The 11,936-nt window shown below is 65.8% G+C and carries 11 protein-coding genes and 1 pseudogene; 9 read left to right on the top strand and 3 right to left on the bottom strand.

What is annotated here, in order from left to right:
- Positions 1–114: 114 nt before the first annotated feature.
- Positions 115–1,344, bottom strand: coding sequence for a penicillin-binding protein activator (locus C2U70_RS19785; protein ID WP_140980101.1), 1,230 nt, complete (start codon positions 1,342–1,344; stop codon positions 115–117).
- 231 nt (positions 1,345–1,575) lie between these two features.
- On the opposite strand from C2U70_RS19785, the gene rsmI reads away from it, so the two are divergent.
- The 7 genes from rsmI (at position 1,576) to C2U70_RS19750 (ending at position 8,640) form a co-directional block, all read left to right on the top strand.
- Positions 1,576–2,529 (top strand): 16S rRNA (cytidine(1402)-2'-O)-methyltransferase, encoded by a 954-nt coding sequence (gene rsmI, locus C2U70_RS19780; protein WP_140980100.1) that lies wholly within the window; start codon positions 1,576–1,578, stop codon positions 2,527–2,529.
- Entirely contained in the window at positions 2,516–2,938 is a 423-nt protein-coding gene (locus C2U70_RS19775; RefSeq protein WP_140980099.1) for a YraN family protein, read from the top strand. Before rsmI ends, C2U70_RS19775 begins: the two co-directional genes overlap by 14 nt.
- Before the next feature lie 10 nt (positions 2,939–2,948).
- On the top strand, positions 2,949–3,893 hold the full coding sequence (gshB, locus tag C2U70_RS19770) for a glutathione synthase (RefSeq protein WP_140980098.1): 945 nt from the start codon (positions 2,949–2,951) through the stop codon (positions 3,891–3,893).
- A gap of 354 nt (positions 3,894–4,247) precedes the next feature.
- Positions 4,248–5,054 (top strand): Flp pilus assembly protein CpaB, encoded by an 807-nt coding sequence (cpaB, locus tag C2U70_RS19765; protein WP_140980097.1) that lies wholly within the window; start codon positions 4,248–4,250, stop codon positions 5,052–5,054.
- Positions 5,055–5,095: 41 nt separating this feature from the next.
- A complete protein-coding gene (locus C2U70_RS19760) occupies positions 5,096–6,589 on the top strand; it encodes a type II and III secretion system protein family protein (RefSeq protein WP_186294369.1) in 1,494 nt (497 codons plus the stop codon).
- Between the two features lie 30 nt (positions 6,590–6,619).
- On the top strand, positions 6,620–7,348 hold the full coding sequence (locus C2U70_RS19755; RefSeq protein ID WP_140980095.1) for a CpaD family pilus assembly protein: 729 nt from the start codon (positions 6,620–6,622) through the stop codon (positions 7,346–7,348).
- The gene (locus tag C2U70_RS19750; protein ID WP_140980094.1) at positions 7,348–8,640 is read left to right on the top strand and encodes an AAA family ATPase; all 1,293 of its coding nucleotides are present in this window, start codon (positions 7,348–7,350) and stop codon (positions 8,638–8,640) included. The genes C2U70_RS19755 and C2U70_RS19750 overlap by 1 nt, the downstream gene beginning before the upstream one ends.
- A 30-nt stretch (positions 8,641–8,670) precedes the next feature.
- Here the strand turns inward: C2U70_RS19750 and C2U70_RS19745 are convergent, their stop codons facing one another.
- Positions 8,671–9,444, bottom strand: coding sequence for a tetratricopeptide repeat protein (locus C2U70_RS19745; protein ID WP_140980093.1), 774 nt, complete (start codon positions 9,442–9,444; stop codon positions 8,671–8,673).
- A 161-nt stretch (positions 9,445–9,605) separates the two neighbouring features.
- Complete coding sequence (locus C2U70_RS19740) at positions 9,606–9,851, bottom strand: PilZ domain-containing protein (protein ID WP_140980092.1); 246 nt, start codon at positions 9,849–9,851, stop codon at positions 9,606–9,608.
- A 249-nt stretch (positions 9,852–10,100) separates the two neighbouring features.
- Between C2U70_RS19740 and C2U70_RS19735 the strand changes: the two genes are divergently transcribed.
- Entirely contained in the window at positions 10,101–11,639 is a 1,539-nt protein-coding gene (locus C2U70_RS19735; protein ID WP_140980091.1) for a YifB family Mg chelatase-like AAA ATPase, read from the top strand.
- Between the two features lie 100 nt (positions 11,640–11,739).
- Positions 11,740–11,936: pseudogene (locus tag C2U70_RS19730) on the top strand (hypothetical protein); the annotation flags it as partial.

Raw genomic sequence — 11,936 nt, 5'->3', positions numbered from 1 at the left:
GTAGGGTGGGCAAAGCGAAGCGTGCCCACCACGTCTATCTCATGCTTGGAAAAATGGTGGGCACGGCGCGCGAAGAGCGCGCGTTTGCCCACCCTACAGCAGCTCCATCTGCTGCTACGCCCCAAAACTCTTCGGCGATCCCGCGACCGCGACACCGCCGCCTTGCGCGACCTTCATCACAGCGAGGCCGCGCTCATTGGTGCCGTCCGCGCGGAAGCGGAACAGGCCGTCGATGCCGGCAAAGCCCGACGGGTTGGTGAGCACGTCGGAGGTGAAGCGCTGGCCGCCCTGCGTGCGCGCGAGCGCTGCCACGAGTGCGACCGCGTCATAGGCGAGCGTTGCGGTGCGCACCGGCTCGCCGCCATACTTGGTGCGGTAGCGACCTGCGAAGGCGCGAAAACCTGCCGGATCCGGCGCGGCGTAGAGACCGCCTTGCAGCGCCGGGCTCGCATAGACGCGCGGATTGTCCCACAGGCCGGTGCCGAGCAACTGGATGTTGCGCAAATTCGCGCCTGCGGCGGTGAGCGCATCGGCCACCGCGACGACGGAATCGCCGTCATCGGCAATGAACAGCGCATCCGCGCCGCCAAGCTGCGCCGCGACCGTGCGCGCGGCGGTGGCGCGATCGGCGCCGTATTTCTCGAACACGACCATGCGGCCGCCGCGGCGCGGCACCGCCGGCTTCAGCGCGGCCTCGACGACATTGCCATAGGCATTGTCCGGCACCAGTGCTGCGAAAGAGCGTTTTCCGATGCTGGCGGAATATTCGACGATGCGGTTGACGTCGGACTCCGGCAGGAAGCTGAGCAGATAGACGCCGCGGCCTGCAATGCTCGAATCCGTCGAGAATGCGATCACCGAGATGCCGCGTGCACGCGTCACCTGCGCGACCGCAGGAACCGATTGCGCGAACAGCGGCCCCAGAATGATCTCGGCGCCTTCCTCGACCGCCTGCTGCGCGCCCTGCTGGGCGCCTTGCGGCGTGCCGTTGTCGTCCTTGATCAGGAGCTGGATGTTCGGATTCTGGAACTCGGCAAGCGCCATCTCGGCCGCGTTGCGCATAGACTGCGCGGCGAGCCCGGCATTGCCGGCCGCGGACAAAGGCAGGATCAGCCCGACCTTGACCCCGCCGGAGCCGGCGACAGCGGCCTGCTGCGGCGGACCGGCGGGTCCGGGCGGCGGCGAGGAGCTGAACGGATTGGAGAACTGGCTGAGGCTCTGCTGCACGCCGGCGCAGGCCGACAGCAGGGGTGCGCCCAGCAGAAGGCCAAGCGCGGTCCGGCGGGTCGCCCCCGGCGAAGGGGCACCCGGACGGGACGAGTTCAAACGACGCGGGCCCACCATGGCAGCTCTTGTAACGACCGGTGGAAACCGGTCTGGGTCTCAGTTCCGCTAAGAAGACGCGGATTCAGGCATAATGTCGGCGAATAGTTAACCAAAACAAAAGGATAATAATCGCCTAACGCGATCGCCAGTGTTTCATGGCAAGCTGTTCGCCTCCGGAGGCCCGGCCATCAACGTGGCGTTTCGGCCGCGAATATGGCGCTAGCCCTTCTCTCCCTCTAAGTTGATAGTATGCGCGCAAAGCCAGCCCCGATAAATACGCCTGAAGGCGCGGTCGATGCCGCCGCGCGGGGTTTTTCCATCGATGCGCACCGCTTTGCAGCGCCGAAGGCGGCGCCGGGCCTCTATCTGGTCGCGACGCCGATCGGCAATCTCGGCGACATCACGCTCCGCGCGCTCGAAACGCTGGCCGGGGTCGACGTCATCGCCTGCGAGGACACCCGCATCACACGACGGCTGACCGAGCGCTACGCGATATCGGCGCAGCTCAAACCCTATCACGAGCACAATGCGGAAGCCGCGCGGCCAAGGATCCTGGAAGCGCTGGCACAGGGCGGCTCGATCGCGCTGGTCTCCGATGCCGGTACACCGTTGATCTCGGATCCCGGCTTCAAGCTGGTACGCGAAGTCTCGGCCGCCGGTCATGCGGTCTTCGCCCTTCCCGGCCCCTCCTCGGTGCTTGCGGCGCTTACGGTTGCCGCGCTGCCGACCGACCGTTTCTTTTTCGAAGGTTTTCTGCCGGCCAAATCGGTCGCGCGGCGCAACCGCCTTACCGAGCTCGCCCGTATCGATGCCACCCTCGTGATGTTCGACTCCGGCAACCGCGTGCAGGAAACGCTCGCCGATCTCGCCGAGATCATGGGCGACCGCGAGGCCGCGATCTGTCGCGAGCTGACCAAGCTTCACGAAGAGATCTCGCGCGCCCCGCTCGGCGAGCTGGCGCGCGATGCTGCGACGCTGGAAACACGCGGCGAGTTCGTGCTGGTGATCGCGCCGCCTTCCGCCGACAGCCAGGCCATGACGCCGGACGCGCTCGACGACCTCCTGCGCACGCAACTTGCCACGCACAGCGTCAAGGACGCCGTGGCCCATGCCGTCGAGCTCTCGGGCCGCTCCCGCCGCGAGATCTATGCCCGCGCGCTCGAGCTCGCGAAGGACTTGCGAGGCAGCGATGACCAGGACTAACGGCGCCAAGACTGATGGCACCACGCCGGCCGAGCCAAAGGTCGCGTCACCCGAACGCGTCGCCGCGTTCCGCACGGGGCTATCGGCCGAAAGCCGCGCCGCCGCCTATCTGATGGCCAAGGGCTACCGCATCCTCGCAAAGCGCTATCGCACGCCGCATGGCGAGATCGACATCGTGGCACGCAGGCGCAATCTGATCGCCTTCATCGAGGTCAAGGCGCGCGCCAGCCTCGATGACGCAGCCTATGCCGTGACGCCCCGCCAGCAGCAGCGCATCGTCAATGCCGCCCAAGGCTGGCTCGTAGCGCATCCCGAGCATACCGAATTTGAATTGCGATTCGACGCCATGCTGATTGCGCCGCGCCGACTTCCACGCCATCTGTTAGCGGCATTCGACGCCTCGACCTGAAAGGCCGCCCATGAAACTGAACGTCGCCGTCCAGATGGACCCCATCGCCCGCATCAACATCAAGGGCGATTCCACCTTCGCGCTGCTGCTGGAGGCCCAGAAGCGCGGCCACGGGCTGTCCTATTACACCCCCGACAAGCTCTCGATGGTCGGCGAGGAGCTGGTGGCGCCGGTGCAGCTTTTGACCGTGCGCGACGAGCCCGGCAATCATTTCACGCTCGGCGAGGCCAAGCGCGAGGCGCTGAACGGCTTTGACGTCGTGCTGCTGCGGCAGGACCCGCCGTTCGACCTCGCCTACATCACCTCGACGCATTTCCTCGAGCGCATCCATCCCAAGACGCTGGTGGTCAACGATCCCGCAAGCGTGCGCAACGCGCCGGAAAAATTGTTCGTGATGAACTTTCCGCAGTTGATGCCGCCGACGCTGATCTCGCGCGATCTCGACGAGATCAACGCCTTCCGCGACAAGTATGGCGCCGTGGTGATGAAGCCCCTGCATGGCCATGGCGGCGCGGCGGTGTTCCGCGTGATGCCGCAGGACATGAATTTCGGCTCGCTCTACGACATGTTCTCGGTAACGTTCAAGGAAGCGTGGGTAATCCAGCAATTCATCCCCGAGGTGAAGCTCGGAGACAAGCGCATCATCCTGGTCGACGGTGAGTTCGCCGGTGCCGTCAACCGCGTACCGGCCGCCGACGATCTGCGCTCCAACATGGTGCGCGGCGGCGCGGCGAAAGAGACCGAGCTCACCCCGCGCGAGCGCGAGATCTGCGCCACCGTCGGGCCGGCGCTGCGCGAGCGTGGCCTGCTGTTCGTCGGCATCGACGTCATCAACGGCAATCTCACCGAGATCAACGTGACCTCACCAACCGGCATCCGCGCCATCGCGCGGCTCGGCGGTCCGGACGTGGCGGCAAAGATCTGGGACACGATCGAGAAGAAGCGGAGCAAGTAGTGCGCAGCTCCCGTAGCCCGGATGGAGCGCACGCGTAATCCGGGTCCTGCGTCCCAACGATCAGTTTCGCGGATTACGCTGCGCTCCATCCGGGCTACCAGTCAGCACTCGCGCGCAGACAAACTAACCTTGCGTTCACCATGACGCGGCGCGGGACCGCCGCTACGCGCGTAAATCTACGGACTTATTGCTTTCCGAATAACGCTCCGTTCACCATGCGGCCAAAACCCGCAGCGTGACGCACGATCACATTCGGGGTTGCAACATCCCTTATACTTTTACTGGCCTACTCATCGAGACGGGGGAGCCCGCCACCTGTGCGGTTCGAGCACCTGCGTTGAGAGTAGTAAGCGTATGAATACCGCACGCATCGTCGTTCTCGTCATTGCGCTGGGCGCCGGCGGCGTCGCCGCCTATCTCGCCAGCGGCTACGAGAACAAGCCTGCCACACCGGCACCGGTCGTCGAGAAGCTGCCGACGGTCGACGTGCTGGTCGCCAAGAACGACATCGGCCTCGGCCAGATCGTCAAGCCTGAGGACCTGCTCTGGCAGCCCTGGCCGGCGACGACCGCGAGCGGCGCCTTCATCCGCCGTGACGGCCGGCCCGATGCGGCAACCCAACTCGCCGGCTCGATCGCGCGCACGCCCCTGATGCAGGGCGAGCCGATCCGCGAGCAGAAGCTGGTCAAGGCCGACGGCTCCGGCTTTATGGCCGCGATCCTGCCGACCGGCATGCGGGCGATCTCGACCGAAATTTCTGCGGAGACCGGCGCCGGCGGCTTCATCCTGCCGAACGACCGCGTCGACGTCATCCTGACCCGCCGCGACAAGAACACCGGCGCGAACGGCGGCAATGCCTCCGACCTCATCTCCTCCGAAGTCGTTCTGTCGAACATCCGCGTCCTCGCGATCGACCAGGCGCCGAAGGAGAAGGAAGGCCAGAACGCCGTCCTCGGCAAGACGGTGACGCTGGAGCTGAAGCCCGAGCAGGCGGAGACGCTGACCCGCGCGCGGCAGAGCGGCACCCTGGCGCTGGCGCTGCGCAGCATCGTCGACGCCAACGCAACCGAGAAAAAGGATTCTGACGAGCAACCCGCGAAGCGCGGGGCGAGCGTGAATGTCGTCCGTTACGGCATTCAAAGCTCGTCGTCACAGAAGTGATGAGGAAGTTCAAGATGAAGACTGGGGGACATCCGGGCGCGATGCGGATCCGGGGGGATCGCGCGCGCTCAATGTGGACGGGAGCCATGCTGATGCTCGGCGTCGTCGCCGGATCGCCTGTGGCGATCGGTGCCGAAGCGAGCGTCGGCGATCAGACGCCGGCTTCGGCGGCGGATCTCGGGCTGTCGCCGGTATCGAGCGTCGCGTCGGCGCGGACGCGCTTTTTGGCGCTCGGCGTCGGCAAGTCCGTCGTCGTCGACCTGCCGCGTGACGTCAAGGACGTGCTGGTCGCCGATCCCAAGATCGCCAATGCCGTGATCCGCTCGTCACAGCGCGCCTACATCATCGGCGGCGCGGTCGGACAGACCAACGTCGTGTTCTTCGGCGCCGACGGCCAGCAGGTTGCCGCCTACGATATCGCGGTGAAGCGCGATCTCAACGGCGTGCGTGCGGCGCTGCGCGCCTCCATTCCCAACGTGCAAATCGAAGGCGTCGGCGACGGCGTGATGCTGACCGGCTCGGTCTCGAGCCCCGTCGAGGCCCAGCAAGCCGGCGACGTCGCGGCCAAACTGGTCGGCAGCTCCGAGAAGGTCGTCAACAACATCATCGTGCGCGGCCGCGACCAGGTGATGCTGAAGGTGGTCGTCGCCGAAGTGCGGCGCGATATCGTCAAGCAGATGGGCATCGACCTCTCGGCCAGCATGAATGCCGGCACGGCGGTCGTGAATTTCAACAATGCCAACCCTTTCACGGCCTCCGGCGTGCCGCTGGTGTCGGGCAACGCGCTGACCGCCTCCGGCATCGCGAAGGGCTTGCCGACGGTGACCGCGACGATGCGCGCGATGGAAAGCGCCGGCGTGGTGCGGACGCTCGCCGAACCGAACCTCACCGCGATTTCGGGCGAAGCCGCGACCTTCATCGCGGGCGGCGAATTCCCGATCCCGGCAGGCTATGCCTGCGATCCCGTGACCCATGTCTGTACCACGCAGATCTCGTTCAAGAAGTTCGGCATCTCGCTCAACTTCACGCCGGTCGTGCTCAGCGAAGGCCGCATCAGCCTCCGGGTGATGACCGAAGTGTCGGAGCTGTCGAACCAGCATTCGATCACGGTGTCGCAAGCTGTCAGTGCGAGCTCGACCAACTCCATCACCATCCCGTCGATCCAGACCCGCCGCGCCGAGACCACACTGGAGATTCCCTCCGGCGGTTCGATGGCAATGGCTGGTCTGATCCAGCAGCAGACGCGCCAAGCGGTCAACGGACTTCCCGGCGTCGACCAGATACCGATCCTCGGCGCGCTGTTCCGCAGCCAGGACTACGTCAACAACGAGACCGAGCTGATGGTGATCGTCACGCCTTATGTCGTGCGGGCCGTCGCGCAGAAGGAGCTGTCGCGTCCCGATGACGGATTCGCGCCGGCCTCCGACGCGCAATCCGCCCTGCTCGGCCGCATCAACCGCCTTTACGGCCTTGCCGCACGCCGCGTCGATCCCATCACCGGGGTGCAGGGCGATTTCGGCTTCATCGTCGACTGAGACGAAGCTTCAAACGAGGGGAATGAAGCGATGACGAAAAGACCGGTCGATCACAGATTGCGCCTTGCCGGCATGCTGATGGGGCTCTCCGTCGCGCTCGGCGCCTGCACCTCGACCGAGGAGGTCGTCACCCAGTCGGTGCCGACCGATTACCGGCTGCGCCACCCGATCTCGGTGCAGGAAGCCAAGCGCTCGATCGTGATCTTTGTCGGCCAGTCGCGCGGCGGCCTGTCGGCGGCGCAGCATGCCGACGTCAGCGGCATCGCGCGCGACTGGGTCCGCGAAGGCACCGGCTCCGTCATCGTCGACGTGCCCGTCGACACCGCGAATGCGCGCGCAGCCGCATCGGCCTATCGCGAGATCCGCTCCGTGCTCGCCGCAGGCGGCGTGCCGTCGCGCGCCGTGGTCCAGCGCCCCTATCGCCCTGAGGATCCCGGCCTGCTGCCGACCATTCGTCTCAGCTATTCCCGGATCGCCGCGGTCGCCGGTCCCTGCGGGATGTGGCCGGAGGACGTGGGTCCGTCGATCCTCGACCCCGGCTACAACGAGAACCGTCCCTACTTCAATCTCGGCTGCGCCACGCAGCGCAATCTCGCCGCGATGATCGACAACCCGGCCGACCTCGAGCAGCCGCGGGCTGAAACGCCGGCCTACACTGCGCGGCGTTCGATCGCCTACGACAAGTACCGCAAGGGCATCTCCACCACGACCACCTATCCCGAGGCCGACAAGGCCAAACTCAGCGAAACGGGCAAATGATGAGCGGCCACGACGACGACGAAGCCGACCTTCCGGGGCATCCCGACGAGCACATCGCGCCGGTGCCGCGCATTTCGGTGCAGGCCTATTGCGAGACCGACAAGACACTCGCCGCCATCACGGCGGCCGGCCAGGATCGCCGTCTTGCGAAAGCGCATCTCACCGCCAAGGACGGCGGCCTCGCCGCCGCAATCGAAGCTTATGAGACGATGCCGACACCGAACGTCATCGTGATCGAATCCGACGGCACGCGCGACATCCTCGAAGGCCTCGACGATCTCGCCGGCGTCTGCGATCCCGGCACGCGCGTGGTCGTGATCGGTAACCCCAACGACACCGCGCCCTATCGCGAGCTCGTGCGCCGCGGCGTCAACGATTACGTGGTCGGACCGGTCGAGACCATCGACGTCGTCCGCTCGATCTGCAGCCTGTTCTCGGCGTCCGAGGCCATCATCACCGGCCGCGTCATCGCCGTCGTCGGCGCCAAGGGTGGCGTCGGCTCGTCAACCGTTGCGCATAACGTCGCCTGGACGATCGCGCGCGATTTGTCGCTCGACTCAGTCGTGATCGACCTCGACCTCGCCTTCGGCACCGCCAGCCTCGATTACAACCAGGATCCGGTGCAGGGCATCGCCAATGCGGTGCTGTCGCAGGACCGGCCCGACACGGCGCTGATGGAGCGCCTGCTCGCCAAATGCACCGATCACCTCAGCCTGCTCGCGGCGCCTGCGACGCTCGACCGTGTCTATGATTTCGGCGCCGAAGCGTTCGATGCCGTGTTCGACACGCTGCGCATGACGACGCCGTGCATCGTGCTCGACGTGCCCCATCAATGGTCGGCCTGGACGCGGCGCGCACTGGTCAGTGCCGACGACATCCTGATCGTGGCGGAGCCCGATCTCGCGAACTTGCGCAACACCAAGAACATGCTCAACGTGCTCAAGGCCGCGCGCCCCAACGACCGCCCGCCGCTCTACTGCATCAACCAGGTCGGCATGCACAAGCGGGCGGAGATCGAGGTCAAGGCGTTCGCCAAGACCATGGAAAGCCAGCCGATCGCGGTCATTCCGTTCGATTCGAAGCTGTTCTCGATGGCGGCCAACAACGGCCAGATGATCGCGGAGATCTCCAAGAGTCACCGCATCACCGAGACGTTCCAGGATATCGCCAACCGGCTCGCCGGACGCGGCGAGGTCAGGAAGCCGAAGCGCTCGCTGCTCGGTCCGCTCCTGAAGAAGCTGAAGGCCCGGACGTCACGGCGCGAAAGCGCGCCGCATCGCAAGGCATCGTAAGTCTAACTGCAATCAAGCGCGGCGCTAGGATTACCTGTCCGCCCGCTGCTGCTTCTTCGCCAGCATCTCGCGCAGCGCGTTGACCTTCGCGGCAGCTTCGGCGGGCGGCAGATCCGCCTTCACGAGGATTTCGGCCTCGGCCTGACGGCCCTGCAGCCCCAGCACGAGCGCAAAATTGGCGCGGACGCGCGGATCGCGCGAATTGCGCTCATAGGCACGGCCCAAGGTCTGTTCGGCCTTGGGCAGATTGTTCTGCAGCACATAGGACAGGCCGAGATTCGACAGCACCGACGGCTCGTCGGGCCGGATCTTCAGCGCGCTGGCGTAATATTGCTGCGCTTCCTCGTTGCGGCCCATCTGGTCCAGCACCGCGCCCTGCGCCGACAGGATGCGCCAGTCGGGATCCTCGGGCGTATGCGCCTTGGCCAGCACGTCAAACGCCTGCTGGAAATTGCCGTTGTCGGCGAGCGCCCGGCCGTAGGCCGCGAGCAACGCCTTGTTGCCGGAATGGGCGAGCACGGCCTGCTCGAGCACTGCGACCGCCTGCGAGCGCTGGCCGCTCTCGCGCAGCGCCTTGCCATAGGCGAGCGCGACCTGGGGATCGTTCTGCTTGGCGCGATAGCGCTCGCGCAAGCCGTCGAGATCGGGCCTCGCTTCAGCCGCACGCGTCGTGTCAGGTTTGCTGCCCAGCGCGCCGGTGACGTCCTCGAGGCCGGCGGTCTGGCAACCGCACAGACCCAGCACCAAAAGCGCAGGCAGTAGAACTCTCGCCGGGGAAGACGAACGGAAGAAACGCTGGGACATATACTCTGATCTACTGTCGGCGACTGATCAGAGATGCTTCCCGATTAACGCTAAATTCCCGTTAAGGAACGGCCAAGGCACGATGAATATCGCGCCTTGTCTCTTGTCTATTTGCGCATGATTGTCCCGGAAAACCGCTTCACACTTTTCCGGATCATGCTCTAATCGGTGAATTCAGCACCGAATTCGCAGCCGATGCGCCAACGCAGGCGGCATTGGCGGCTGTAATCAGGCGCGAAGATGATGGTGAATTGCGGCGGCACCTCGAGAAACTCGGCCACCACCTTCACGCCACCATCCGAAATATCCGTAACCGTGCAGTCACGCGGCAAGGAGCCCGCCCCAAAATGAATCTTGGCGAGCCGACTGCACACCCGACGTTCGCTTCTCCGGCGATTTGCAAGCATTTCGACCATTCGCTGTTAGAACACGGCCCATCCCGCACCATCATCTGTAGCGGACATGTGTTGGGATGTGCTGAGCGGAACCGGTCGCATTCGAGGCGTAGTCGACGCTTAATCGAGGCTTGATGTCCGTTTCCCCTCTACCCTTCGTTAGGAATTGCCCGCCCTAGCGGTGATGTTCCTGTAATGTTCTTGCCAAAGGAACCCAATTCCGCTACCCTTGATTGTGCGAGAGGGCAGGCTTCGTCGGGCATGGTTCAGCGCGTTTCCACCGTCGCTTTTGAGGGGATCGAGGCCCGCGCGGTCGACGTGCAGGTGCAGGTCGCCCCTGGCCTGCCGGCTTTCATCATCGTCGGCCTGCCCGACAAGGCGGTGTCGGAGGCGCGCGAGCGGGTGCGCTCGGCGCTGATCGCCTCAGGGCTCGCGCTACCGGCCCGGCGCATCATCGTCAATCTCGCGCCGGCCGACGTGCCGAAGGAAGGCAGCCATTACGACCTGCCGATCGCACTCGGCCTGATGGGCGCCATCGGAGCCATCCCGCCGGATGCGCTGACAGGCTTCACCGTGCTCGGCGAGCTCGGGCTCGATGGTTCAATCGCGCCCGTCGCGGGCGTGCTGCCCGCCGCCATCGGCGCCAATGTGCGCGAGGAAGGCCTGATCTGTCCGGCCTCCTGCGGCTCGGAAGCGGCCTGGGCAAGCCCGGACATCCAGATCATTGCGGCAAGCTCGCTGATCCAGATCGCCAACCACTTTAAGGGCACGCAGGTGCTCTCGCGGCCTGCGCCCAAAGTGCACGAGGCGGCTGCGTCAACGCTCGACCTGCGGGACATCAAGGGCCAGGAAAGCGCCAAGCGCGCGCTCGAGATCGCGGCGGCCGGCGGACATCATCTGCTGATGATCGGCGCGCCCGGTGCCGGCAAGTCGATGCTCGCGGCCCGCCTGCCCTCGATTCTGCCGCCGCTGTCGCCCGGCGAGCTGCTCGAAGTCTCGATGATCGCCTCCGTTGCCGGCGAGATCGAAGGTGGCGCGCTGACCGCGCAGCGGCCGTTCCGCTCACCGCATCATTCCGCGAGCATGGCGGCGCTGACCGGCGGCGGCGCGCGCGCAAGGCCCGGCGAGATCTCGCTCGCGCATCAGGGCGTGCTGTTCCTCGACGAATTGCCGGAGTTCGATCCGCGCGTGCTGGATTCGCTGCGCCAGCCGCTGGAAAACGGCGAGGTCTCGGTCTCGCGTGCCAATCACCGTGTCACCTACCCTGCCCGCTTCATGCTGGTCGCCGCGATGAATCCGTGCCGCTGCGGCAACGCCTTTGAGCCCGGCTATGCCTGCAAGCGCGGCCGCGTCGATCGCTGCACGTCGGACTATCAGGCCCGCATCTCCGGCCCGCTGATGGATCGCATCGATCTGCGCATCGAGGTGCCTGCCGTGACGGCGGCCGATCTGATCCTGCCGCCGCCGGCGGAAGGTTCCGCCGAAGTCGCCGCACGTGTCGCCGCCGCACGCGACGTCCAGCTCGCGCGCTATCAGGCTTCAGGCTTGCCGCAGATCCGCACCAATGCCGAGGCGCCGGCCTCCGTGCTGGAGGAGATCGCAAAGCCGGATGCGCAAGGCGCAAAACTGCTGCGCGACGCCGCCGAAACCATGCGCCTGTCGGCGCGCGGCTATCACCGCGTGCTGCGGGTGGCACGCACGCTCGCCGATCTCGACGGCGCCGAAAAAATCGGCAGGCTGCATCTGGCCGAAGCGCTGTCCTACCGGGCACTCGCGGAGGATGTGCGCCAGATGGCGTGACGCGCGGCGCGCGTCAACCCGGCGGTAACGAGTTTCCTTTACTCTCTGCAAACCATAAGCGCACGGTTCCCTTCGGCCCGGCTTTGGCGAGTAGAGTGTCATGTTGCGTTTCAAGATCCTGGCTTCGGCCGTTCCCCTCATCGCAGCCGCGGTGTTTTCCCGCGGCGAGCTCGGATCGGCCTCGCATCCCTGCATCGCCTTCGGCGACACTTCGGTTCAGCTCGCCTCGGTTCCCTGGGGCGCGGACCTGCATGTCGGCTTCACTGACGATCCCGGCCGCGCCACGGTGCGGGTGCA

The sequence above is a fragment of the Bradyrhizobium guangdongense genome (assembly GCF_006483445.1).
Taxonomy (GTDB): Bacteria; Pseudomonadota; Alphaproteobacteria; order Rhizobiales; family Xanthobacteraceae; genus Bradyrhizobium; species Bradyrhizobium guangdongense_A.
This window is presented reverse-complemented; position numbering and strand designations above follow the sequence as displayed.

Excerpts from the sequence above, each read along its gene's own strand:
- C2U70_RS19785 (WP_140980101.1), bottom strand. The coding sequence starts at position 1,344 with ATGGTGGGCCCGCGTCGTTTGAACTCGTCCCGTCCGGGTGCCCCTTCG.
- rsmI (WP_140980100.1), top strand. The coding sequence starts at position 1,576 with ATGCGCGCAAAGCCAGCCCCGATAAATACGCCTGAAGGCGCGGTCGAT.
- C2U70_RS19775 (WP_140980099.1), top strand. The coding sequence starts at position 2,516 with ATGACCAGGACTAACGGCGCCAAGACTGATGGCACCACGCCGGCCGAG.
- gshB (WP_140980098.1), top strand. The coding sequence starts at position 2,949 with ATGAAACTGAACGTCGCCGTCCAGATGGACCCCATCGCCCGCATCAAC.
- cpaB (WP_140980097.1), top strand. The coding sequence starts at position 4,248 with ATGAATACCGCACGCATCGTCGTTCTCGTCATTGCGCTGGGCGCCGGC.
- C2U70_RS19760 (WP_186294369.1), top strand. The coding sequence starts at position 5,096 with ATGCGGATCCGGGGGGATCGCGCGCGCTCAATGTGGACGGGAGCCATG.
- C2U70_RS19755 (WP_140980095.1), top strand. The coding sequence starts at position 6,620 with ATGACGAAAAGACCGGTCGATCACAGATTGCGCCTTGCCGGCATGCTG.
- C2U70_RS19750 (WP_140980094.1), top strand. The coding sequence starts at position 7,348 with ATGAGCGGCCACGACGACGACGAAGCCGACCTTCCGGGGCATCCCGAC.
- C2U70_RS19745 (WP_140980093.1), bottom strand. The coding sequence starts at position 9,444 with ATGTCCCAGCGTTTCTTCCGTTCGTCTTCCCCGGCGAGAGTTCTACTG.
- C2U70_RS19740 (WP_140980092.1), bottom strand. The coding sequence starts at position 9,851 with ATGCTTGCAAATCGCCGGAGAAGCGAACGTCGGGTGTGCAGTCGGCTC.
- C2U70_RS19735 (WP_140980091.1), top strand. The coding sequence starts at position 10,101 with ATGGTTCAGCGCGTTTCCACCGTCGCTTTTGAGGGGATCGAGGCCCGC.